The sequence below is a fragment of the Vibrio methylphosphonaticus genome (assembly GCF_023634655.1).
In the GTDB taxonomy this organism is placed as follows: Bacteria; Pseudomonadota; Gammaproteobacteria; order Enterobacterales; family Vibrionaceae; genus Vibrio; species Vibrio methylphosphonaticus.
Genome location: NZ_JAMKMS010000004.1, coordinates 273,384 through 296,742 on the forward strand (window position 1 = coordinate 273,384; position 23,359 = coordinate 296,742).

The 23,359-nt window shown below is 43.9% G+C and carries 21 protein-coding genes; 13 read left to right on the forward strand and 8 right to left on the reverse strand.

From position 1 onward, the window contains the following. Entirely contained in the window at positions 1 to 885 is an 885-nt protein-coding gene (locus M9196_RS06795) for a LysR family transcriptional regulator (protein WP_250616769.1), read from the reverse strand. A gap of 98 nt (positions 886 to 983) precedes the next feature. Here M9196_RS06795 and M9196_RS06800 point away from each other — a divergent pair, with 98 nt between their 5' ends. After that, a complete protein-coding gene (locus tag M9196_RS06800) occupies positions 984 to 1,412 on the forward strand; it encodes a PACE efflux transporter (RefSeq protein WP_250616770.1) in 429 nt (142 codons plus the stop codon). 136 nt (positions 1,413 to 1,548) lie between these two features. Here M9196_RS06800 and M9196_RS06805 read toward each other — a convergent pair whose 3' ends face one another. Continuing rightward, the gene (locus tag M9196_RS06805; protein ID WP_250616771.1) at positions 1,549 to 1,788 is read right to left on the reverse strand and encodes a TIGR02647 family protein; all 240 of its coding nucleotides are present in this window, start codon (positions 1,786 to 1,788) and stop codon (positions 1,549 to 1,551) included. Positions 1,789 to 2,053: 265 nt separating this feature from the next. On the opposite strand from M9196_RS06805, the gene M9196_RS06810 reads away from it, so the two are divergent. Both M9196_RS06810 and focA read left to right on the forward strand, forming a co-directional pair. Beyond that, positions 2,054 to 3,244 carry a BAR domain-containing protein gene (locus M9196_RS06810; protein ID WP_250616772.1) on the forward strand — a complete coding sequence of 397 codons (1,191 nt, stop codon included), beginning with the start codon at positions 2,054 to 2,056 and terminating at the stop codon, positions 3,242 to 3,244. A gap of 346 nt (positions 3,245 to 3,590) precedes the next feature. Further along, positions 3,591 to 4,433 (forward strand): formate transporter FocA, encoded by an 843-nt coding sequence (gene focA, locus M9196_RS06815; protein ID WP_250616773.1) that lies wholly within the window; start codon positions 3,591 to 3,593, stop codon positions 4,431 to 4,433. A gap of 317 nt (positions 4,434 to 4,750) precedes the next feature. On the opposite strand, the gene M9196_RS06820 is transcribed toward focA, so the two are convergent. Together M9196_RS06820 and M9196_RS06825 are read right to left on the reverse strand one after the other, a co-directional pair. Then, positions 4,751 to 4,945, reverse strand: coding sequence for a hypothetical protein (locus tag M9196_RS06820; RefSeq protein ID WP_250616774.1), 195 nt, complete (start codon positions 4,943 to 4,945; stop codon positions 4,751 to 4,753). A gap of 343 nt (positions 4,946 to 5,288) precedes the next feature. Further along, positions 5,289 to 6,086 carry an ABC transporter permease gene (locus M9196_RS06825; protein WP_250616775.1) on the reverse strand — a complete coding sequence of 266 codons (798 nt, stop codon included), beginning with the start codon at positions 6,084 to 6,086 and terminating at the stop codon, positions 5,289 to 5,291. Positions 6,087 to 6,521: 435 nt separating this feature from the next. Between M9196_RS06825 and torE the strand changes: the two genes are divergently transcribed. From torE to M9196_RS06845, 4 genes are all read left to right on the forward strand, one after another. Further along, positions 6,522 to 6,698 carry a trimethylamine N-oxide reductase system protein TorE gene (gene torE / locus M9196_RS06830; RefSeq protein WP_250616776.1) on the forward strand — a complete coding sequence of 59 codons (177 nt, stop codon included), beginning with the start codon at positions 6,522 to 6,524 and terminating at the stop codon, positions 6,696 to 6,698. Positions 6,699 to 6,741: 43 nt separating this feature from the next. Beyond that, on the forward strand, positions 6,742 to 7,923 hold the full coding sequence (gene torC, locus M9196_RS06835; RefSeq protein ID WP_250616777.1) for a pentaheme c-type cytochrome TorC: 1,182 nt from the start codon (positions 6,742 to 6,744) through the stop codon (positions 7,921 to 7,923). A gap of 23 nt (positions 7,924 to 7,946) precedes the next feature. Next, entirely contained in the window at positions 7,947 to 10,409 is a 2,463-nt protein-coding gene (gene torA, locus M9196_RS06840) for a trimethylamine-N-oxide reductase TorA (RefSeq protein WP_250616778.1), read from the forward strand. A 115-nt stretch (positions 10,410 to 10,524) separates the two neighbouring features. After that, positions 10,525 to 12,279: a glycoside hydrolase family 36 protein gene (locus M9196_RS06845; protein ID WP_250616779.1), complete on the forward strand. Its 1,755-nt coding sequence runs from the start codon at positions 10,525 to 10,527 to the stop codon at positions 12,277 to 12,279. Between the two features lie 11 nt (positions 12,280 to 12,290). Here the strand turns inward: M9196_RS06845 and M9196_RS06850 are convergent, their stop codons facing one another. Continuing rightward, positions 12,291 to 13,622, reverse strand: coding sequence for a putative manganese transporter (locus M9196_RS06850; protein WP_250616780.1), 1,332 nt, complete (start codon positions 13,620 to 13,622; stop codon positions 12,291 to 12,293). A gap of 207 nt (positions 13,623 to 13,829) precedes the next feature. Here M9196_RS06850 and M9196_RS06855 point away from each other — a divergent pair, with 207 nt between their 5' ends. The 3 genes from M9196_RS06855 (at position 13,830) to M9196_RS06865 (ending at position 15,914) form a co-directional block, all read left to right on the forward strand. Then, positions 13,830 to 14,735: a manganese-dependent inorganic pyrophosphatase gene (locus M9196_RS06855; protein ID WP_250616781.1), complete on the forward strand. Its 906-nt coding sequence runs from the start codon at positions 13,830 to 13,832 to the stop codon at positions 14,733 to 14,735. A gap of 152 nt (positions 14,736 to 14,887) precedes the next feature. Beyond that, positions 14,888 to 15,274, forward strand: coding sequence for a DUF2750 domain-containing protein (locus M9196_RS06860; RefSeq protein ID WP_250616782.1), 387 nt, complete (start codon positions 14,888 to 14,890; stop codon positions 15,272 to 15,274). A 106-nt stretch (positions 15,275 to 15,380) separates the two neighbouring features. Next, a complete protein-coding gene (locus M9196_RS06865) occupies positions 15,381 to 15,914 on the forward strand; it encodes a phosphatase PAP2 family protein (RefSeq protein WP_250616783.1) in 534 nt (177 codons plus the stop codon). 119 nt (positions 15,915 to 16,033) lie between these two features. Here M9196_RS06865 and M9196_RS06870 read toward each other — a convergent pair whose 3' ends face one another. Beyond that, entirely contained in the window at positions 16,034 to 16,351 is a 318-nt protein-coding gene (locus M9196_RS06870; RefSeq protein ID WP_250616784.1) for an HI1450 family dsDNA-mimic protein, read from the reverse strand. A gap of 4 nt (positions 16,352 to 16,355) precedes the next feature. Continuing rightward, entirely contained in the window at positions 16,356 to 16,922 is a 567-nt protein-coding gene (yeiP, locus tag M9196_RS06875) for an elongation factor P-like protein YeiP (protein ID WP_250616785.1), read from the reverse strand. A 192-nt stretch (positions 16,923 to 17,114) separates the two neighbouring features. On the opposite strand from yeiP, the gene M9196_RS06880 reads away from it, so the two are divergent. Beyond that, a complete protein-coding gene (locus M9196_RS06880) occupies positions 17,115 to 17,906 on the forward strand; it encodes a nucleotidyltransferase domain-containing protein (protein WP_406707632.1) in 792 nt (263 codons plus the stop codon). 92 nt (positions 17,907 to 17,998) lie between these two features. Here the strand turns inward: M9196_RS06880 and M9196_RS06885 are convergent, their stop codons facing one another. Then, complete coding sequence (locus M9196_RS06885) at positions 17,999 to 20,377, reverse strand: DNA polymerase II (protein ID WP_250616786.1); 2,379 nt, start codon at positions 20,375 to 20,377, stop codon at positions 17,999 to 18,001. A gap of 482 nt (positions 20,378 to 20,859) precedes the next feature. On the opposite strand from M9196_RS06885, the gene uvrY reads away from it, so the two are divergent. After that, positions 20,860 to 21,504 (forward strand): UvrY/SirA/GacA family response regulator transcription factor, encoded by a 645-nt coding sequence (gene uvrY / locus M9196_RS06890; protein ID WP_250616787.1) that lies wholly within the window; start codon positions 20,860 to 20,862, stop codon positions 21,502 to 21,504. Further along, the gene (gene uvrC / locus M9196_RS06895; protein WP_250616788.1) at positions 21,504 to 23,336 is read left to right on the forward strand and encodes an excinuclease ABC subunit UvrC; all 1,833 of its coding nucleotides are present in this window, start codon (positions 21,504 to 21,506) and stop codon (positions 23,334 to 23,336) included. Before uvrY ends, uvrC begins: the two co-directional genes overlap by 1 nt. Positions 23,337 to 23,359 lie beyond the last annotated feature (23 nt).

Genomic DNA, 23,359 nt, shown 5'->3' on the forward strand with positions numbered 1-23,359 from the left:
CTAAACGTCCTCAAAACGATGTCGCAACAGCTCTCGCAATCTCTTGTGACCTGCGTCTTTACTTTTGCCAGAGTGTTGAATTAGGTCGATATTGGTGATCGCTGATATTTTTTCAAATTCAATAGGTACTTGAACTAGAGTGCCTTTTTCTAGCGCCGCTTTTGCCATATAGGAGGGAGCGTAAGTCCAGCCAAATCCTTCTATACACCATTCTATAATCATAGCGTAGCTATCGGAATACCAAACGTCTGGGCTTAATATTTGATGGAAGCTACTTTGTTGCGCGTTGCGCGCACTCACAACTAATTGTCGGTGTAAACTTAACATTTCGATATGAGGCGTGACACTTTGGGCAAGTGGGTGTGACGCGGCAACAAAGATATCAAATTCAAATGAACCTACGTGTTCAAAATCCAAGGAAAATGGAATGACGTGCTCACCGTAGACCAGTCCGGACGTTGCGCGCCCAGATTGCACCATATCAATGATATCGACACTGGAGGCGAGCAGGCATTCAAGTTGCAGAGTTGGAAACTCTAATGACAGCGTTTTTAGTATTGGCGAGATACGCTCCAATGGAATGCCTTCGTCAATAGCAAGAACGATAGGCTGTATATCGGTCAACGTCAAACTGCCGACCAGCTCGGATAACCGATGATGTTGAGTCATAGTGGCTTTGGCGTAAGGCAGAAGTTTTGCCCCAGCTTCCGTTAATATTGGGTAGCGCTTACTACGATCAAATACTTCGACGCCACAATCAATCTCAAGGTTCATGATATTTTGGCTTATGGCGGATTGAACCTTACCCAGCTGACGGGCTGCAGCGGAGAAGGATCCCGTTTCCACTGTGGTAATAAATGCTTCAATTTGCTCGATACTTAACATATCAGCTTTCCTAATGGTATCTCGTTACTAAGTAAGGTTAGAATAGTGGATAATAACCATATTGGTAATGTTTATTGTTGGTAATTGAGGTTATCCATATGAATAATAAAGAAAGAGTTTTCCACGCTATCATGTTTGAAGCACTAGCACTCGCTATCATTGTCCCTGTTGCTTCTTTAGCAACCGGTAGTCAATCTTTGCAATTAATGATGGTCGGTATTGGAATGAGCATATTTACTGTTATTTGGAACTACGTGTATAACATTCAGTTTGACAAATGGGTGTCAGGTAGTCGAAGTGAACGCTCTATGCTCGTAAGAGCAGGGCACGCGATTGGATTTGAAGCCGGCCTTATTTTGTTTACTATTCCGGCTATTGCGTGGTTCTTGCAAGTTTCATTATGGATGGCGCTGCTGATAGAAGCTGGATTTTTAGTGTTTTTCTTTTTTTATACAACGATATTCAATTGGATATACGACAAATATCAACCGTACCAACGTTGGTTGGGCAATGCTAACAGTCACTAGCGACTAGATATACCGCGGCAAGGCATACGACAGTCACGTATCTTTAAGAAGACATAAGGTTGGTAGTATAAGAAGAGATGAGGTTGGTAATAGATGAGGCGGAAGTAAGTTGCCGCCTCATAGGGAAAGCATTAAATTACAGGTTCGCGTTCAATACACGCAAGATTTTATCGGCATGTTCTGCCACTTCAATCCCTTCACTCGTCAGGTACCCACCATCAGGCATTGTGCATAGCCCTTTAGCATAAAGCTGTTGGACTGCTTTTTGCATCTCTTCGTTGGCGTCGGTATGAACCTTGATTCCAGTAGCTGAACTGCTTAAGTCAAATTGCAGTAGCAAGTTCATTTCGGCAAGATGTTCTAACGTTAATTTCATAGCTGTGCCTTTTCATTTAGATTGTTCGATCAACATAGAGTGATTTGGGCTTAATGACAATCAGATAGTGAATATTTTGTTAGATGACCCCGTGTTCTCTAGGTATTCTGTAAGATTTTTGTGCTAAGTGGATGAATTGTAACCATTTGAATTAATAAGCCATGTCTTTTGCTTCCTAGTTTGAATATAGTAAGTCAAGATCCCTAATTATGGTCATTTTAGTTGGTTAAAAAAGCTGCGGTTATTGAGCAGTAAAGGAGTGTAAATGTCTACGCGCAAAGCGGTTGTGGTACTCATGTGTGTTTTGGGCATTACTTCTTGTGCATCAACGCCTACGGCGGTTGAGCGAGATCCGAATCTGAGTCCTGAACAGATTCAACAAGCACAAAATCAAGTCTACCAAGACGTATTAAAAACGCATTCGATGTGGGCGAATCAGCTAGAAGATGCCAAGTCTTTAAGGATCTATGCTCCGGAAAATTATCGCGACATGATGTCGTCTTGGAAAGATGCGCATGAGTTGTTTATTGAAATGCGAAAAGATCCATCACAAGTTGATGTGAAGCACTCTGTCTTTTCCAGCGAAACTTACGCTATTGCCTTTCGAGATCGTATAAATAGCGTCGAATATAACTTTTCCGCGATCCAACGTTTAAAAAAGCAAGCGGATGAATTGCTTGCCCCAGCCATGATTCAGATGGCTTATTTAGAGAAAATCGAGGCGGCTAAGTACTTTCGACATGCGACGACCAACGTAACGCGCGAGTATGAACGTTTATTCGAATATCTTGTCGTGTCAGAAGTGGATCGTGCGGAAAGCTACCAGACGATATTTTTAGAAAAAGCGTTAGCACTTGAGGTGCGAGTCATTGACGCGATATACGTTGATCCATTAGCGCAAAAGTTATCTTCGTTGTCTAAGGCTAGATACAATGTGATGGCACCGATTAGCTTTAGCTATGTAGAGCAGGGTATTTTGGAGTTACGTAAATTTGTGAGCCAGTCACCACGCGACTTTGACACGATAGAACATGATGTTGATAGCATCAATTTTCAATTTCGAAGATTAGAGGCGATCGTTTCTGAGGTGACGAAGCTAATGAATGTTGAAAAGTCTAACTTTGAACCGCTAGTGCTGGATGCTGAATCACGTCTTCATAAAATTTCAACTGCCGCAAAAGGGAATGATTATCGAGATCAGGATCTGACATCGCAATCAGAGCGCATCGCGCACGATGTTGAAATGATTAATAAAGCCGATCAGTCGGTTACTTTACGAAAAGAAAATGCGTTGCTTAAGCAAAAGCTTGCACTGTTAGAGATACAGCGTAATGACGTTAGTAGCACAAATGGCCATGTGGTATCTGAAGCCATGGATAAAGCCGCTAATAATCGCGTTGAGATTGAAAACCTGAAAAAGCTAGTCAGTGCATTGCAAGCGCAAGCGGACAACTGATGGCGGTAAGCTATTCGTAGATAGCTGATAGTAAATGGTGAATAGTTGATCATTGATCGCTACATATCGAGAGATATACGCGGATAGAAGTGTACACATAACACGTCAGAAAAAGCATATAAACACTGCCAATAGGCGGTGTTTTTTTTGGAAAAAATTCAGGTGAAAAATAAGGCTGCAATAATGTGGGTTTTCAAGTTTCTTATTGTTTTATCAGTGATTTTTTTGCGAACTACCCTAGTTGAGTTATTTATATTGATAATGGGCAAAAATGTCACTTGCCATATCGATTGATTGGGAGCATTATCCGCCACCACCAAATTGTTACTAAACATGTATTGAGAAAATGGAAATGAACCAGTTCGATGCTTTGTTGCCACCACAAATGGCAGAGCGTGCCGCTGACGCGGGTGTAGGTAAAGCGACGAAAGACCCAATGAAATCCTTTTTACTTGCCATTACGGCAGGTTTACACATTGGTATCGCTTTTATTTTTTATACCACCATTACTACCGGCGCAGATGATTTACCTTGGGGCTTAACCCGCTTCTTGGGTGGGTTGGCGTTTAGTCTTGGCTTAGTCCTTGTGATCATTACGGGCGGTGAACTGTTCACCAGTTCAGTATTGACGCTGGTTGCCAGAGCGAGCGGCAAGATCACGTGGGGGGCATTATTTAAGAACTGGGCGGTGGTTTATGTTGGCAACATGTTGGGTGCATTGTTCCTAGTTGCGATTATGCTTACCGCCAAGCAATACCTATTTGATGCAGGGCAGGTTGGTCTTAACACGATGCAAATAGCGCAGCATAAACTGCACCATGGGTTTTGGCAGGCCGTCGCGTTAGGCATTATGTGTAATGTCTTGGTTTGTGTTGCGGTGTGGATGACGTTTAGTGGCAGAACGTTGACAGATAAGATCATTGTGATGGTACTGCCTGTTGCTATGTTCGTGTCAGCGGGTTTTGAACACTGTATCGCCAATATGTTTCAAGTACCGATGGCGGTGGGTATTAAGGTTTTTGCCCCAGCAGAATTTTGGCAAAACATTGGTGCGACGCCAGCAGACTTTGTTGACCTAAACTTGTTGGCCTTTATCACTAATAACCTTATCCCAGTGACGTTGGGCAACATTATCGGCGGTGGTATTTTTGTCGGTATGTTGTACTGGTTAATCTATTTACGTGACTAAGTTTGGCGAGATACGCCTACTGTGTTAGGCGCTGTTTGACAGCGTCTACTCAATTACAAACTTAGCAATTGCTGTCATAAAGCGCCTTCTGGGCGCTTTATTTTTATCGATATCAACATCCATTTCTTTTGGTGTTCATGACTATTTGAGTGACGAATAACACTATAGTGGCAGTTAAAATCACAGTGGCAGCTAAAACTCTGAGCGCCTAAACCTCAAGCTCCTAAAACGTAAATAGTAACTAAAACCTTAGGTAGCCATTAAAACCTTAAGCATCGATTAAAACCTTAAGAATCAATTGAATCCTTAAGCATCAATTAAAACCAGAGTGATGAGACGTCCAACGACGTGGCGTTAAAGGCTTTCACTGATAACTCACAAGGTGGGGTTGAAAGACATTTGGACAATGCTTCCGGTGTGCAAATTAACCAGTTTTTGCCATTATCTTGCATGAAAGTCGCATCACACTCTGAAGTGACTTTATGCGTTATCCAATTAGCTTTGTTTTCCATGTGATTTCTCCCTCATCCCTTTTGTTTTTCGACGCCATGCACAACATTGACTACGTGTTAATCAAATTACTCATTGCGTATGACGAATTGATGAACGTGAAGCACGCGGGTTATTTTTTATTGATTGAGAAAAGTATCAGTAACTCAGTGACTTGGTTATCCACATATCCTGTGGATAACCAAGTTTAAAGTAGGTGTGTAACATGACTTTTAGGCATTTCTGAGCGGAGCGAAGCGTCATTGACAATACAGACAACATCGATGTAATCGCTGTTGTTAAAGTTGAAACAGGACTAAAGGGAATGGGCTACCTTGCGTGGGTTTAATCGAAAAACATCAATATTCATCGCGTATCCTGTTGTGGCAACACGCAAGGCTTACCTGCAGGACTAAACTTGTGTCGGACAATGAGGTTCAAATTAATGGTAATGGAAACACTCATCATGACAAAAATGGCAAGCATGATCAGTAACTGGTACTTAATGGCAACAAGGGGACTGGCACCGCCTAAAATTTGACCGGTCATCATGCCGGGTAGCGATACCAATCCTGTCGTTGCAATGGTGGCGAGAATGGGCGCTAGTGATTTTTGTAGGGCAAGACGTACAAATGGCATTGTCGCTGTTGAAACGGGTGCCCCTAAAGATATCGCGGCTTCGTATTCCGTCCAGCGGTCTTGCAATGCTCCATAAAAGTTTTGCAATGCGACAATATTCCCGCTGAGGCTGTTACCAAGTAGCATACCCGCAAGTGGGATAACGTATTGGGCACTATAAACCGGAACCGGCTGGATTATTATCACACACAGCACCGTGACGATAGGCAGCAGACCAATCAATAGCGATAGGACGATATAAGGGAGCAATGCCTTCTTAGGTAAGCGGGCTTTGCTTAAAATCGCGCTTCCACCAACGATGACCATTACGGTCAACCAAATCACATTAATGACAACGTTGTTTAAGTAGAACAAATACTCAAGATAAAGACCAACGAGAGCGAGCTGTACTGTCATCCGCAAAATGCTAATACAGGCATCTTTGTTTAAGTCGAGCTTATAGTAATGACTGATCCCAAATGGAATGGATAGCGTTGTTGCAAACCCTAGTAATTGCCACCAAGTAATGTCTATGACGTCTTGCATATCACTGTTTTCATCAAAGAAATAATGGTTTTATTTTACGGGACTATTCGACATCACACACTGATTTTTGGTAGCGATTACTGTCTGGTGTTAGCAATCTTGTAACATACTAGCTCGATATCACTCAGCATTTGATGAAATTTTCTGCGATTCTAGCACGGATAATTCATCGATATGTTGCATAATTGCGATCTTGTTTACATACTTGTACAGGTATTATTTCTTCACATCTATTAACATTTTTATATATCGACATTTAATTAATAACAACTCAGGGTGACCTCAAAAAAGTGTTGATTAACAAGGGTTGAGAGGTCGGAATTGGTTGAACCACACATATAGTATGGTTTAGCATTTTCCTTAGAATAGTTTTAATAATTGATTTATTCATAAGAGTAAATCGCAGCTTTAACACGATACAAAATAGGCAAATGTATGAGTGATGTTAACAAAGTTGAGAGCACAGAAAAACATGGTATGGAATGGAAGTCTTTCTTTTTCATCTGCGCAGTTTTCTTCCCTCTCTTGAGTGTGGCGATCGTAGGTGGTTACGGTTTTACAGTGTGGATGCTTCAGATCTTCGTATTTGGACCTCCAGGTGTTCACGGTTAATAAACCGTTATTTAATCAATTACGAGTTTCGAGAGAGTAAGTCATGAAATCCTTTTTAATCAAACTTTGGCGCACCATCAGCAGACCTGCAGTACACATCAGTTTAGGTGTTCTTACCGCTGGTGGTTTTATCGCGGGCGTAATCTTTTGGGGTGGCTTTAACACCGCGCTAGAAGCGACCAATACCGAAGAGTTCTGTATTAGTTGTCACACGATGAGTGAAAACGTTTATGTAGAGCTTCAGGAAACCGTGCACTGGAAAAATGATTCCGGTGTTCGTGCTACCTGTCCAGACTGCCATGTTCCGCATAACTGGACAGATAAAATTGCACGTAAAATGCAAGCTTCCAAGGAAGTATTCGCGCAGATTTTTGGTGATTTAGATACACCAGAGAAATTTGAAGCGCGTCGTCTTGAACTTGCTCGCCATGAGTGGGATCGTTTCTCAGCAAACAAATCTTTAGAATGTAAGAACTGCCATGCTTATGAGTCAATGGACTTTGAGCAAATGTCTCCGGCGGCTCGTATTCAAATGACATCAGCAGCAGAACGCGATCAAAGTTGTGTTGACTGTCACAAAGGTATTGCACACCACTTACCAAAAGATATGGCCAGTGCAAGCGGTATTGTTGGCGACTTAGAACAGGTAGCAAGCAGCACGTCTTACTCGAAAGGTAATGATGTCGTTTCAATTCGCCACCTACCACTTTATACCGATGCGTCAGCAGCAACGGAAGCGGGCTTATTGAGCCCTGCAAGTGAAGTGGCAATCGTTGATGATAAAGGCGATATGATTGAAGTTAAAATTGATGGCTGGCGCAAAGCGAAAGGCTTTGGTCGTGTTATTCAAGAAGACTTTGGTATGAACATCTCCACTGCTATTTTGACTAAAGAAGTTTCTCAAAGCTCAGATGTTACTGTTGGTGAAAAGAAAGAAGATGAGCTGACAGGACTTCCTTGGGAGCAAGTTTCAGTCAACCTATGGATGAAAAAAGAATCCATGCTGCCTGACTACACTCCAATTTGGAACGCGGCAGGTGAAGCGTATCAAACCAACTGCTCAACATGTCACACACAACCTGATGTTGCACACTTTAGTGCTAATGGTTGGGTAGGCATGCTAGACGGTATGATCGCATTTGTGAACTTTGATAAAGACACTGAGGCTCTGGTTCTTAAGTATCTACAGAAGCATTCATCAGACTTTTCTGAAGGTCACCACTAATAGACGTTAATTGGAGTAGCAAAATGGCAATTACACGAAGAAGCTTCCTTAAAGGTGTTGCAGGGACAAGTGCGGCATCTCTAATTGGCCCAAGCTTGTTAGCTTCGGCGTCTGCTAGTGCAGCAGAAACAGAAGGGACCTGGAAAATATCAGGCTCACACTGGGGGGCATTCCGCGCCCGAGTATGGGGTGGAAAAGTACAAGAAATTAAGCCTTTCGAAGTCGATAAGCATCCGACTGATATGCTAAATGGCATTAAAGGCATTATCTACAGTCCGTCTCGAGTACGCTACCCGATGGTACGTCTTGACTGGCTAAAGAAACATAAATATGCAGCAGAGACTCGCGGTAACAACCGTTTCGTTCGTGTGACATGGGATGAAGCCCTTGATCTTTTCTATCGCGAATTAGAAACCGTTCAGAAAGACTATGGTCCATGGGCTCTGCACACAGGTCAAACGGGCTGGCGTCAAACGGGTCAGTTCCATAGTTGTACTAACCATATGCAGCGTGCGATGGGACTTCATGGCTATTCGGTTAAGAAAGTGGGTGACTACTCAACCGGTGCGGGCCAGACCATTCTGCCGTATGTACTTGGCTCAACAGAAGTGTACGCTCAGGGTACGTCTTGGGATCTAATTCTGGAGAATAGTGACAACATCATTCTTTGGGGTAACGATCCCGTTAAGAACCTGCAAGTAGGTTGGACGTGTGAAACGCACCAATCTTTTGCGTACTTAGATCAGTTAAAAGAGAAAGTAGCGAACAAAGAAATCAATGTGGTATCGGTTGATCCAGTTCGCAACAAAACGGGTCGTTTCCTAGACAATGAACAACGTTACATCAACCCACAGACGGATGTTCCGTTTATGTTGGGTGTTGCGCATGTCCTGTATAATGAGGATCTGCACGATAAAAAGTTCATCGACACCTATTGTTTAGGTTTTGAAGACTTCATTGGTTACGTTCAGGGTAAAACCAAAGATAAAGTTGAAAAAACACCGGAATGGGCGTCTGAAATCTGTGGTGTCAGCCCAGACGAAATCCGTAAGTTCGCTCGCATGCTTGTGAATGGTCGTACTCAGATCCTTGTGGGCTGGAGTGTTCAGCGCCAAGAGCACGGTGAGCAACCATACTGGATGTGTGCAGTTCTTGCTGCAATGATTGGTCAAATCGGCCTACCAGGCGGTGGTATTTCTTACGGGCATCACTATTCTGGTATTGGTGTGCCGGCAACTGGATTTGCGGCGCCAGGTTCGTTCCCATTGAACATCGACCAAGGACAAGAGCCGAAATATACCAACCAAGACTTTAATGGTTATAGTCGAGTGATCCCTGTTGCTCGTTGGGTAGACAGCCTTCTAGAACCAGGTAAAAAGATTAAGTCGAACGGTTCTGTTGTGACGCTGCCAAATCTAAAAATGATGGTATTTAGTGGTAACAACCCTTGGCATCACCATCAAGATCGTAACAGAATGCACCAAGCCTTCAGATCATTGCATACCGTAGTCGCGATCGATTTTGCTTGGACGGCTACCTGTCGTCAGTCTGATATCGTACTGCCAGCCTGTACCCAGTACGAGCGTAACGATATCGATGGCTATGGTGCGTACTCTGGTCGCGGCCTTGTGGCAATGAATAAGCTTGTTGACCCGATGTTCCAGTCTAAAACTGACTTCGAAATCATGGCGAATCTGACGCGTCGTTGGGGTCGTTATGAAGACTATACTCGCGGCATGTCGGAAATGGAGTGGGTTAAATCACTGTATGACGGCTGTAAAGAAGCAAACAAAGGTAAGTTTGACATGCCTGAGTTTGACGAGTTTTGGGAAAAAGGTTACTTGGACTTCGGTACCGGTAAGTCTTGGGTTCGTCATGCAGATTTTCGTGAGGATCCGGAAATTAATGCTCTAGGTACGCCGTCTGGATTTATTGAAATCACCAGTCGTACCATAGGCAACATGGGCTATGAGCACTGCCAAGAGCACCCAATGTGGTTTGAAAAATCTGAGCGTTCACACGGTGGACCGGGTTCAAAACAACACCCATATTGGCTACAGTCCTGTCACCCAGACAAGCGTTTGCACTCTCAAATGTGTGAGTCGGAAGAGTTCCGCGCAACCTATACGGTGCAGGGACGTGAACCAATTTACATTAACCCGACAGATGCAAAAGCAAAAGGCATCAAAGATGGGGACTTGGTTCGAGTCTTTAATGATCGTGGACAATTACTTGCTGGTGCAGTCTTAACAGATAGTTATGCACCGGGTGTGGTCCGAATTGAAGAAGGCGCATGGTATGGCCCTCTTGATAACAAGATTGGCGCGTTAGATACGTATGGCGATCCAAATACCTTAACGCAGGATATTCCAAGCTCAGAACTAGCCCAGGCGACTTCAGCGAATACCTGTTTGGTGAACTTTGAGAAATTCACAGGTAAAGTACCACCAGTGACAGCCTTCGGTGGACCAATCGAAGTTGTCTAGTGAGAGTTTAACCGTACAGAGTTTTAAGTAGCACACAAAACCCATTCATTAGAATGGGTTTTTTTTGGTCTAGGAATATAATTAGTAGGTCATCTATTAACTAGGTCGAGGGCGTATGACCGAATATCTGCCATTCTCTAACGAGGTTGATGCACTAGCTATTAACCCTAGTATCAGTATTACTAAGCGCAATCACGAATTATATTTTCAATACGCTAGCTTAAATTTTGAACCACTTTCTACTCGTACAGCCTTAACGAAATTTGAGAACCAAATTGAATCTGATGCCAGGTTATTGGGTGACGGCTTTCAAATGTTATGTCAGACCTCTGGGACGGTGAATCAACTCGTTGATATCGGTCGATGTCCGGATAATAGTCCGAGTTATCGGATTTATGATGAAGATGCGCCTAAGCGTTTTTACAATTATTTGGTTATTGAGCAATCATCAGGGTTTACTTTATTTGGCTTTACGTCTTGCCATCGATTTGCAGGCTTCTTCGAATTGCATACCACTTCTCAGGGGATCGACGTCATTGCCTTTATCGACGGAGAAGACAGTTTGCCGCAAGATTGGCAAACGAACCAGTTAGAATCCTTGGTGGTGTTGCATGGTGATGATATGGATTCGGTGTTCAGCCAGTTTGCGAAAATGGTATCCAACCACCACCCAGCGAAAGTGGGTGTCTCTCAAGCTAGCCCAATAGGTTGGTGTTCTTGGTACGCCTATTATGAGAATGTCGATCGTCAACATGTACTTGATAATGTCCATGTCATGGAACAAGAACAAGAGATGCTTGAGTGGGTACTGCTCGATGACGGCTATCAAGCTTTTATGGGGGATTGGCTTAGCCCATCGGACAAGTTTTCAGGGGGGGTAAAAGCGTTAATTGAGAACATTCGTTCAAAAGGCAAAAAGCCGGCCATTTGGATTGCTCCGTTTATTGCAGAGGCGGAATCAGAGGTTTTCCAACAGCATCCAGACTGGTTTCTCAAACACACTGATGATACGGCATTGAAAGCAGAAGATGTGACGTATGGTGGTTGGCGATGTACGCCTTGGTATATTTTAGATTGTTCAAACCCAGACGTGTTATCTCATCTCACTCAAGTGGTTAAAACGATGCGAGAAGAGTGGGGGATTGAGCTGTTTAAGCTTGATGCGAATTATTGGGGGACATTAAAGGGCCAACGTTGCCGTCCGGGTGTAACCGGTGTCGAAGCGTATCGATTGGGAATGCAAGCGATCAATAAAGGTGCGGGTGAGGCACTAATCTTAGGCTGTAATGCGCCAATGTGGCCTTCATTGGGCTTAGTCGATGCAATGCGTGTATCCGATGATGTTGAGCGTGATGCACACCGTTTTGAGCAAATCGCAAAAGAAACGTTTTTGCGTAGTTGGCAACATCAACGTTTATGGCTGATCGACCCAGATTGCGCCACTCTAACGTCGTTGCCAAATCAAGGTACTGACCGTTCCAGTTATGAGTTCCACCGTAATGTGCTGTTGGCATCGGGTGGTTTGTTGTTATCTGGCGACCCCTTGCCAGAACTGACCCCCTTTGCAAAAGAAACGCTTGAAAGCCTAGTGAGTCGACAAAAACAAACGAATAATACGTCGGTGTTTCAATCATTGATGCTAAATCATTCCGTGTTAAAGCTTACGGAGCAGCGCCGTTTACATTGTCTATTTCACTATACAGAGAAAGGAACCGATTACACGTTGGCATCTGAATATCCTTGTGATTGGTTTGATTTCTGGACTAGAGAGAAGCTCAATCAAGAACCCAGCCATATTCACATAGTCACGTTAAATCAAGCTCGTGAAAGCCGAGCGATTGTTGCGGTTTTTTCCAGCGAGGCGTACTAAACATGTGAACGCTAGATCTCAAATATCCAATAGTAGCTATAGCCTGTGATCAGCGCTGGCAATGCAGAATAGAAAGTGGCAACCAATGCCGCTTTCGGTGCCATGGCGATAGCCGGGAATAATGCATCGCCATCATTGGAAATGGCGTTCGAAAGCTGAGTCGACATGGGCACTGCACCTGTGAGGTATAGACTTGTAATCAGGATCTGTGGACCACAACCTGGAAGTAAACCAACTAATACTCCTAGTAAAGGCATGTAGATGCCCCAACCGCTAAACGAGTGGCTAAGATCAACCTGTGAGAAGTGAAGCGTGATCTCAAAAGCTAAGAAAGCCACTATGACCCAAGCGCTAACAAAGTGAGTATCTTGAGCTGCTTTTTGCATAGGGTGTGAAGTGGCGAGCTTTTTGTCCTCACCCACCGTACTTTCATAATCCACGATTTCTTTGGTAAATGCCCAAAGTGACATTGTCACGACGGCGAGAATTGCACCAGTCCATTCAATAGTCAGTGGGCTTAAACCAAGCAGGGCGTTGACATCAATTTGGAAAGACAGCGTGAAAGCGATGAGCAGCGAAGGAATCATCAGCCATTTCCAAAATAGCCCTTGAAGGTTGATGGCCATATTATTCACTGGATTATTTTGGTGGTGATTGCTGTGAAGATGATCGTCTTGACGATGGGCGTTACCATGTTTACTACAGTGACATTGCTTGTCAAAGGTTGATGGTTCTTCAAAAGAACGGGTTAGTTTTTCGTTCCCGGCATGCGATTGAACAGGAGTAGACGTAAACGTTTGAACAAATTCGGTTATTTTAGGGCGAAGAAAGTCAGGTCTGTGGATGGCGTTAACGATAAACCCAGTTACCATCCCAACCACAACACCGACAGCAATTAACCCAAAACCGACGCTTGGCTTACTGGCTAAAATCAAAAAAGCCGCGTCTCCCATAGTGGCGGTCAACACCGCTACCACGGAGCCAAATCCGACTTTACCCGCGACAAATTGTGTGGTGACAATGATAGCGCCTCCACAGCCTGGTAATGCCCCCAATAGTGAAGAAAAGACAACTTGGTGATTGGGTGACTGTTGGTAGAGCTCTACAAGTGCATTTTTTTGCGAGAGTAACCGTGAGATATAGTGATAAACGGCGAGTGTAAACACGACATAACACGACACAGCCCAGTAGGCATCGGAGAGAGCACTAACGGCGATAAGGCTAGTTGGTTTACTTAACAGTAGCGCAATCATGGTAATGGGCAGCAACAGACGTTTATACGCAGGTTTGAATTGTGATAACGACAACCCATATAAACCACGAATTCTTCTTGTTTGTTCCATATAGCGCACCAATGTAAATGAGATTCGTTCTCATTATAATTGTGATGATAATGATTATCAATGTTATTTTGGTGTTTTGCCGTTCAAGAAATTCATTAAAACGGCTCAGAAGCGATGACAAATTCACAAAATCAGGTAAAGTATCGCCCTTATGAGCAGTTGTCGTGGGGCGTACACCCACAAGATCAAACATAGTTAGGAAATAAAATGATTCTAGTTGTCGGTCATAAAAACCCGGATAGTGATAGCATTTGTGGTGCGTTAGTAGCGACAGAGCTACTTAAAGCACGTGGCCTTGAAGCGAAACCTGTTCGCCAAGGTGAAATTAATCGTGAAACTCAGCACATTCTTGAAACTGCGGGTGTCGACCAACCTGAACTTCGCACAAGTGTTGCGGGCGAAAAAGTATGGTTAGTGGACTATACCGATTTGGCTCAAGCACCAGACGATATCAATGAAGCTGAGATTCTTGGCATTGTTGATCACCACCGTCTAGGTGACGTGATGACAGTGAACCCGTTGGAAGCGTGGATTTGGCCAGTGGGTTGTACTTGTACTATTTTGTTCAACCTATTCAAAATGGAGCAAGCTGAGATTACGCGTCCTCTTGCTGTCCTTATGATGTCAGCGATCTTGTCAGATACAGTAGGTTTTGCTTCTCCTACATGTACGCCAAAAGACAAAGATGCGGTAGAAGAGTTGGCAAAAATTGCAGGTATCACAGACTTAGACTTGTTCATTAAAGATCTATTGATTGCAAAAACTAACATTGAAGGTCTTTCAGCAGCAGAGCTCGTTGAAAAAGATCTTAAAGCATACCCATTTAATGGCCGCGACGTTGTGGTTGGCCAAGTTGAGCTTGCAACGCTAGAGCAAGTAGACGGCATGATCGAAGCGCTAGAGCAAGATCTGACTCGTCGTTGTGAAGAAGATGCGCTTGCATTCGCGGCTGTGATGTTAACCGACATCACAACGGCGCAAACACGTTTGATTTACAAAGGTGAGTGGGCAGCGAAGCTTGCGAAGCATGAGAAAGATGGCATGTTGATGATGGAAAATACGCTAAGTCGTAAGAAGCAAGGTTGGCCTTGGCTTCAAGGTGAACTGGTTTAACCATCACCTCCACTGACAAATATGTCGATTAACTAAGCCCTAGTGTTGTTTGCGTTAGATGGTCATTGACCTTTAAACAAATATAGATGCTAGGGTTTTTTATTAGGTATAAAATTGTACCTACAGTCACACTCTACAAAAGGCATGACATCATGGCATTAGAGCAAAATCAAATCGAAGAAATCGCACGTTATGACGAAGAAAAACGTCTAAAATACAGCGTTAAGACAATGGTGCAAGAGCGCCAGATCTGGATTCTTACCGACGAGCATGGCTGTGTGATGCTTAATAGTGAAGAAGAAGATTGTGTTCCTGTTTGGCCCAATGAAGAGTTTGCACTGCAGTGGGCAACGGGTGAGTGGTCTGAGTGTAAAGCTGAATCTATTTCATTGAATAAATGGCACAGTCGCTGGACGATGGGTCTGGAAGATGATGAACTAGCGGTTGTTGTGTTTCCAAATCAGAATGAAGAAGGGGTAGTTCTCTTCCCTGATGAGTTTGATTTCGAACTGAAAAAACAGGCGTCAAAAGCGCGATAAGCATGCGTGCTGTCAAAGCACTCTCAATAAAGCGATTGTCTTGGTATGCAACTTTGGTTGCCTGAGGTAGACTTACCGCCTCGTCGTGACTGGGTTAGTGTTTGTAATGCCAAGATTTTTTCTGTTTTGTACGTGTTTAGTTTTAAGTCCATTAGGGATCGCCTCTAACGGTCAAAGGTGGGATACCTTCAGTGATATCGGTGCTTACGGTTTAGTTGGACTCGCGGCTGGTTTGCCTGCGTATCAACAAGACTGGGACGGTGTCTGGCAGGCGGGGCTAAGTATTGGTTCGGCGTCAGCCATCGGTTTAATTGGTAAGCATACTATTGATGCACCGCGCCCAGACGGCAGTGACAATAAAAGCTTTCCCTCTAATCATACTGCCAATGCGTTTGCTTCTGCGACGACGTTACACATACGTCACGGCTGGCAAGTTGGATTACCGGCTTATGGTGTTGCGACGCTCGTTGGCGTTGGGCGAGTACAGGCAGATAAACACTATTGGCGAGATGTAGCCGCTGGCGCCGCAATTGGTGTTTTCACCGGATGGCTTTTTACCGATAAGTTGGACCCAAGCGTACAGCTATTGCCCTGGGCAACCCCTCACAGTTCAGGCGTGTCTGTCACCTATGTTTGGTAGGTCACCTATACTGATAATCAATGCTCTGTCGAAAAATACCAGATAGTCAGACATGAAAAAGCTCAGCATTGGCTGAGCTTTTTATTATGTTCTTTTCGGTCAGATTGAACTGAAAGAAATTAGTCTCTCTTCCATAAGATATGGCAGAACTTGTTGTCTGGGTCACGGCTAACGAGTAAGCGAGCAAACACATCATCCAGAACGTCATCTTCTTCGTTTACGAGCCCAATGCGCACCTCGGCAAAGCTTTCATCGACTTCGAAGCCAACGTGCTGTGGCCAATCTTCGCCCGTCTCAACGAGCTCTGCAGCACCACGGTCTTCAAATTGCGCCGTAAATAGTATGACATCTGCAGCTTCAAGGTTGTCCGGCGCCATTTCTAGAAAAATGTCGTAAGCGGCATCGATAACGTCGTCGTATGAAATTAGTTCAGACATAATATTAAGCTCGGTTCATGTATTTGCGTTCAGCAGTATTGATCACAACGCGATCGCCGGTTGCGATGTACTCTGGCACTTGAATAGTTAGACCGGTAGCAAAGCGTGCTGGTTTCGAGCGAGCAGACGCCGATGCTCCTTTGATAGATGGGTCTGTTTCTTCAATGACTAGCTCTACTGATGATGGCAGCTCTAGGCCTGCAGCGTTGCCGTTAATCAAGACAACTTGTACACCTTGAGTCTCTTCATTGATGAGCAGCAGGTCATCTTCGATCTCGTTGTGCTTGAAGGTAAATTGAGTATAGTCTTCATTGTCCATGAAGATGTACTCGTCGCCATCTACGTAAGAAAACGTCACGTTTCTTTTGCTCATTTCAACGGTATCAACAAGTTCATCAGACTTATATCGTTCTTCGATTTTTGAGCCCGTTGCTAGATCAGTACAGCGCAATTTGTAGATCTTTGCTCCGCCACGACCACCAGGAGTGGTAATCTCGATATCTTTGATTAGCAACGTCTTACCATTTGACTCAATCGCAAAACCTTTTTTAAGCTCACTTGCCTTTGGCATGAAATTTTTCCTTCGTTTTAATTAGACAGTCAATTATACGACCGAATGGTTGATTTGCTCAAGAAACAACTGCGAGCAAGCGGTAACTTTACGAAGAAATTATCCTGTGTCAGGTAGAGTCAACAAAACGATAGCCTATGTATGGGCTAAGTGAATTGAATCTAGGCTGAGGTGTCAGTAATATGGGGCTACATTACTTCTTATTTGATAGCGCCAGTGCAGCCGATTAGCCCCAACTCTTTACCTATCCCACAAGTGTCTTATCATGCCGCAATAGCGGACTTACTGATGTGCTTAAAAAGCGCGCTCAGGGATAATCTTCATAGTGTTTATATTTATGGTTCTGTAGCTCAGGGTAGAGCAATTGCTGGTGTGTCAGATCTTAATGTGGTGGTTGTGACGCAATCGTCGCTTTCAGCGAACCAAAAAAAGGTCTTCAATACCATTGATTGGCGTTTTCAAAAGCACTTCCCAATGGTTGATGGCGTTTCCCTTCGCAGTACCATCTTTAATGATGTTGTCTCTTTAGAGGCGTTATTTACTTGGGGCTTTTTGCTGAAGCAATGTTGCGTGTGTGTGCATGGTGACGATCTTGCTGAATGCTTTGGTGATTATGTGGCAAGTTGGGAAATTGCCAAACAATGGAATATGGATATCGGGCAAGCCGTACCCATGCTTAGGCACCATATAGCGGTCGCAAACACCGATAAGGCACTACTAAAGGCGCAGCGAGAGATGGCGAAAAAACTACTTCGCGCGGCGTATGGTTTGATCATACCAAAAACAAAACGATGGCGTGACGAGCCGCACCAGTGTGCTCAACAATTTCTTCTCTTTTATCCTGATAAGCGAGTGATTATAGAGCGCCTTGAAATTCTGCTGGGCCCAAGAGTCATCGCCAAGCGCTCGGTCGTTGCGTTATTGGATGACTTTGGGCAATGGCTAATCAGCGAGTATAAAAAAACCGAATTTAGAATCGGTTAACGTTTCGAGAGCCTACCCATTCTTGATTGCATTACTTAACCAGTGAGTGTGGCTATAGTTCGAAACCTCGAAACCTCGAAACCTCGAAAGCGCTAAAATAACCCCATTTGCGGCGCACTAAGATCGTCAAAGTTCTTATCAATGAAAGGCAAAATAGCCTCAGCGACAGGTCTTAACTGTTTATCAATGTAATGCTGGTAATCAATGGCAGAAGAGCAATAGTCCTTGGGCTCAGGTCCATTGACGGTAATGATGTATTCAATACGTCCTTTATTTTGATATTGCAGTGGACGACCTAATCGTTGGTTTATTTGATCAGCCATTCGCGCGGCTCGAACTTGCGGTGGAATATTTTTTACGTATTCATGCAGCTTTCTTCGCAGGCGCTTTTGGTAGATCAGTTTAGAATCATTATCCCCATTTGCCGTGGACTCTACAGTCGCTCGGATATAGTCGTCTGGATCTTGCCCGGTGAAGATCATTTGATACAGTGTTTGTTGAAATTCTTGCGCCAAAGGTGTCCAATCGGTGCGAGCGCTTTCTAGTCCTTTAAATATGAGTTTTTCACCTGTAGGGGTGCGTTGAAGGCCGGCGTAGCGCTTCTTGGAGCCGGTTTCTGATCCTCGTATCGTTGGCATCAAAAACTTGCCGTAATGGGTTTCATACTCCAACTCAAGAATCGAGGTCAGTTGATACTCATCAAATAAGTGCTGCGTCCACCACTCATTAATATACGTCACTAAACTGTTGCCAATATCATCCGCTTTGTCATTGATGTAACTGCCGTTGAGTGAAACAAATATCGAGTCTGTGTCGCCATAAATTACCTGATAGCCTTTCTGTTCTATGAGGACTTTTGTTGTTTTCATTATTTCGTGGCCGCGCATCGTGATGGACGATGCTAGGCGAGTATCGAAGAAGCGGCAACCGGACGAACCCAGTACCCCATAAAATGAGTTCATGATGATTTTTATGGCTTGAGAAAAGGCTTTTTCTTGATTGGCTTTTGCCACGTCACGAGCCTTCCAAAGGTCTTCAATTAAGTTTGGAAGAAAATGCTGAGCTCTGTGAAATTGACCGCCGCGAAAGCCCGCCACCGCTTGTGAATTATGCCGACCAATCTCGAGTTTTAAACCTTCAATAAGCCCCATCGGGTCAATCAAAAATGAGCGAATAATCGAAGGGTAAAGGCTTTTAAAGTCCAATACTAATACCGAGTCATAGAGTCCAGGAATGGAGTCCATCACGTAGCCACCTGGGCTGGCTATCCAGTTTTCAGGGTGGAGGTTTGGGGCGGCATATTGAGCGCGGTGAAGGCGAGGGAGGTAGAGGTTGGTGAAGGCAGCAACAGAGCCGCCTACACGATCCAGTTCTACACCAGTCAGGCGGGTGCGTTCAATAGCGAAGTCGAGTAAATGCGTGGTGTTAAAAATACGGTTGACCAGTACACAATCTTGCAGGTTGTATTTGGCTAGAGCAGGTTTGTCTTTTTGGTACATGGTGTTGATTTCTGCCATGCGATCATGGACGTTATGTATCGCTTTGCCTTCACCGAGTAGTTCTTGAGAGACCGCCTCTAGAGACCAGGACCGAAAGTGGTACGTCGCGGTTTTTAACGTATCTATTCCATCAAGCACGACTCGGCCCGGTATGTTAATGAAGCTCTGCCCGCTGGATGGTAACGTGCGAAAATACACTCGTTGTTCATTGCGACCAAGAGTGAGTGCTACTCGATGAAATTCAGCTCGTTTTTGTAGTAATTTGAAATCAAAATCGATGACACTCCAGCCAATGATGACGTCTGGGTTGAAGTTTTTAAACCACTGATTTAAAGCAACCAGTAGCGACTTTTCGTCATTAACCCATTGTATCGCCGTGTCGGCGGGTTGAGGTTGGCCGACCATGATCACCCGACTGTCATTATCGGCATCGAAACCAATAGAATAAAGCTGACCTTTTTCTGAGCATTCTATGTCGATGGACAACACATTAAGTTTAGGACGATGTTTTCCCGCTTTACACTTGGCGTTGGTGACTTGAATAAATTGATTGGACTGACCTGGGTTGATGGTTCGTCGTTGTCCGGTAAATGTTAAGCTGCCTTGAATAAAACGTTCCATCAAAAAACGATCGGCTAATTTAATATCACTCTCGAGCACTAGCACATCGGTGTGCTTTAATGCTTCGGCCAGCTTACGAGAATCGGCAATAGTGCGGCAATAAATAGCACTGAGCGCTTCACCAGCAAAGCTTTTGAGTGCGATTTCTTTAGGGAAGATCGCAACATTTAATGACTCTGCCTGCGCGGTGACGGAGCGTAAACTGGTTAGTGGAACGAAAAAAACGGGTTGCTGATCATCAACCAATAGCTGCGTCGGTCCTTCTCCTGTCGTTAGCCATAATTCAATGATCGGTCCTGTAGGAGTATCCCGCGCTTGGCGCGTGAGAAGAAAGCCAGTATTTATATCCAATAGGGGTCCTAAATAGCCACGATTTAGATGAATAATTGCGCAATACTCAGTGGCTGATAAAAACGAATTTGTTTTAGTGTATCAGAGCTCTGCAAAGAGAGACAATTTGCTGGTATGAGCTAAGATTAGGTGGCGATTCTTACATTATCTTTGTTAACGATACGGCCCACAATAGTGACTTGTATCGTGTTTTAACGATTAAATAGATAATCATATGGTGGTGATTTCATATGTAAAAAGGTGAAATTATTGTGAGAAAACGGAGGCTTACACTGGGTTGTATACTTTGTAACCTAATGATTTTTAAGTTTTTATGATTGACGGTGTCGCCACTTCATCGTAATGTATTTATCAAAATTTGCAGTCGTGCACGATTTGCGCGGCAGCTTTTTTGTATAATTTGCGATATGATACGCAGCCAAGCTGCTATCCACTAACCTTGAGTGGTCGCAGAGCCAATAAATAAGTGTGGAGATACAAGTTTGATTAATGTTTTCCTTGTAGATGATCACGAACTGGTTCGCACAGGGATCCGACGTATTATTGAAGACGTCCGTGGTATGAATGTAGCAGGGGAAGCTGACAGTGGTGAAGAGTCTGTAAAATGGTGTCGTAACAATCATGTAGACGTTATTTTAATGGACATGAATATGCCTGGAATTGGTGGTTTAGAAGCGACAAAAAAAATTCTACGCCATAATCCAGACGTTAAGATCATCGTATTAACTGTACATACCGAAAATCCGTTTCCAACGAAAGTGATGCAAGCAGGGGCGGCTGGTTATTTAACCAAAGGCGCAGCGCCTGATGAAATGGTGAACGCCATTCGCTTAGTTCATAGTGGACAGCGATACATTTCGCCTGAAATAGCCCAACAAATGGCTTTGAGCCAATTTTCTTCGGCTTCAGAAAACCCATTTAAAGATCTATCCGAGCGCGAGCTTCAGATCATGATGATGATCACTAAAGGGCAAAAAGTAACGGATATTTCTGAACAGCTTAGTCTTAGCCCAAAGACAGTTAACAGCTATCGATATCGCTTATTTAGCAAGTTAGATATTAATGGAGATGTTGAACTGACTCACTTAGCGATTAGACACGGAATGTTAGATACTGAGACATTGTAGTGTCAGACCAAACTTTTGATTCAACGTCTTTCTTAAAAACAGTAACCAACCAACCCGGCGTCTATCGAATGTACGACGCCGAGTCGGTGGTGATATACGTTGGCAAAGCAAAAGATTTAAAAAAGCGGTTAGCGAGTTACTTTCGTAAGAAAGTTGACCGTGAGAAGACACGTGCTTTGGTGAGTCATATTGATAAAATTGACGTGACAGTGACCCACACTGAAACCGAAGCGCTGATCTTAGAACATAATTACATTAAGCAATACCTACCGAAATACAACGTACTATTACGAGACGACAAGTCTTATCCGTACATTTTTATTTCTAATCACAAGCACCCTAGATTGTCGTTGCACAGAGGGGCTCGCCGACGCAAAGGCGAATATTTCGGCCCTTACCCTGATTCAGGGGCAGTGCGTCAAACATTACATCTTATCCAAAAAATCTTTCCCGTTCGTCAGTGCGAAGATTCAGTGTATGGCAACCGAAGTCGTCCTTGTTTGATGTACCAAATTGGGCGCTGTGCAGGACCTTGTGTTAGTAGCATTATTTCAGATGAAGACTATCAGGAACTGGTTGGTTACGTTCGTTTGTTCTTGCAAGGGAAAGACAAGCATGTGTTACAACTTCTTGTCGATAAAATGGATGAAGCCAGTCGGACGCTTAAGTTTGAAGATGCGGCAAAGTTTCGCGATCAAATCCAAGCTATTCGTCGTGTTCAAGAGCAGCAGTTTGTGTCGGAAGATAGCGATGATGACATGGATGTATTGGGCTATGCACAAGAAAATGGTGTTGCTTGTATTCATATCCTAATGATTCGCCAAGGGAAAATACTCGGCAGTCGTAGCCATTTCCCCAAAATACCGGTCGATACAGAACAGCGTGAAGTATTTTACAGTTTCTTGAGTCAGTATTATTTAAATCAGAGTGAGTCACGCACGATCCCAAGCCGCATTATTCTTAATAGTGGTCTTATGGACGAGGTGGCCGATTTGCAGGCGGGATTGTCAGACATCGCGGGTCGAAAAGTGACATTTAATACCGACCCATCAGGCTCTCGTGGCCAATACCTGAAGCTTTCTAATACTAATGCATTGACGGCTATTACCAGCAAAATCAATCATAAAATGACGGTGAATCAACGTTTTAAAGCGTTGCAAAAAGTGTTTAAACTCGACAGTATTACCCGCATGGAGTGTTTCGATATTAGTCATACCATGGGTGAAAACACCATTGCATCTTGTGTCGTGTTTAATCAAGAAGGCCCCGTAAAACAAGAGTACCGTCGTTACAACATTACTGGTATTACTGGGGGGGACGATTATGCTGCGATGGGGCAGGTACTTGAACGTCGTTATTCAAAAGTAGATGTTGATAAAATTCCAGACATCATTTTTATCGATGGCGGTAAAGGCCAGCTAAATCGTGCTGTCGAGATCGTATCGAAGTACTGGGGTGAGTGGCCCAAATTACCGCTGTTGATTGGTATCGCGAAAGGGGTGACTCGCAAGCCAGGTTTAGAGACACTCATTACGCCACAGGGGGATGAGTTTAATTTGCCAAGTGATGCGCCAGCGCTGCATCTAATACAGCACATTCGTGATGAAAGTCACAACCATGCGATCGCTGGGCACAGAGCTAAGCGCGCAAAAGCAAGAAGAACCAGTCCACTTGAAGGAATTGAAGGTGTTGGGCCAAAACGCCGTCAAGCTTTACTTAAGTATATGGGTGGCTTACAAGAATTAAAGCGTGCAACTGTTGAAGAAATCGCCAAAGTGCCCGGAATTAGTATTTCTTTGGCAGAAAACATCTATCAAGCATTGAAACACTAGTAAAAATCCCGCACCATAAAGAC

Excerpts from the sequence above, each read along its gene's own strand:
- M9196_RS06810 (WP_250616772.1), top strand. The coding sequence starts at position 2,054 with ATGTCTACGCGCAAAGCGGTTGTGGTACTCATGTGTGTTTTGGGCATT.
- focA (WP_250616773.1), top strand. The coding sequence starts at position 3,591 with ATGGAAATGAACCAGTTCGATGCTTTGTTGCCACCACAAATGGCAGAG.
- M9196_RS06850 (WP_250616780.1), bottom strand. The coding sequence starts at position 13,622 with ATGGAACAAACAAGAAGAATTCGTGGTTTATATGGGTTGTCGTTATCA.
- M9196_RS06805 (WP_250616771.1), bottom strand. The coding sequence starts at position 1,788 with ATGAAATTAACGTTAGAACATCTTGCCGAAATGAACTTGCTACTGCAA.
- M9196_RS06865 (WP_250616783.1), top strand. The coding sequence starts at position 15,381 with ATGCCAAGATTTTTTCTGTTTTGTACGTGTTTAGTTTTAAGTCCATTA.
- M9196_RS06855 (WP_250616781.1), top strand. The coding sequence starts at position 13,830 with ATGATTCTAGTTGTCGGTCATAAAAACCCGGATAGTGATAGCATTTGT.
- M9196_RS06800 (WP_250616770.1), top strand. The coding sequence starts at position 984 with ATGAATAATAAAGAAAGAGTTTTCCACGCTATCATGTTTGAAGCACTA.
- M9196_RS06860 (WP_250616782.1), top strand. The coding sequence starts at position 14,888 with ATGGCATTAGAGCAAAATCAAATCGAAGAAATCGCACGTTATGACGAA.
- M9196_RS06820 (WP_250616774.1), bottom strand. The coding sequence starts at position 4,945 with ATGGAAAACAAAGCTAATTGGATAACGCATAAAGTCACTTCAGAGTGT.
- M9196_RS06870 (WP_250616784.1), bottom strand. The coding sequence starts at position 16,351 with ATGTCTGAACTAATTTCATACGACGACGTTATCGATGCCGCTTACGAC.
- torC (WP_250616777.1), top strand. The coding sequence starts at position 6,742 with ATGAAATCCTTTTTAATCAAACTTTGGCGCACCATCAGCAGACCTGCA.
- M9196_RS06795 (WP_250616769.1), bottom strand. The coding sequence starts at position 885 with ATGTTAAGTATCGAGCAAATTGAAGCATTTATTACCACAGTGGAAACG.
- yeiP (WP_250616785.1), bottom strand. The coding sequence starts at position 16,922 with ATGCCAAAGGCAAGTGAGCTTAAAAAAGGTTTTGCGATTGAGTCAAAT.
- torA (WP_250616778.1), top strand. The coding sequence starts at position 7,947 with ATGGCAATTACACGAAGAAGCTTCCTTAAAGGTGTTGCAGGGACAAGT.
- M9196_RS06825 (WP_250616775.1), bottom strand. The coding sequence starts at position 6,086 with ATGCAAGACGTCATAGACATTACTTGGTGGCAATTACTAGGGTTTGCA.
- torE (WP_250616776.1), top strand. The coding sequence starts at position 6,522 with ATGAGTGATGTTAACAAAGTTGAGAGCACAGAAAAACATGGTATGGAA.
- M9196_RS06845 (WP_250616779.1), top strand. The coding sequence starts at position 10,525 with ATGACCGAATATCTGCCATTCTCTAACGAGGTTGATGCACTAGCTATT.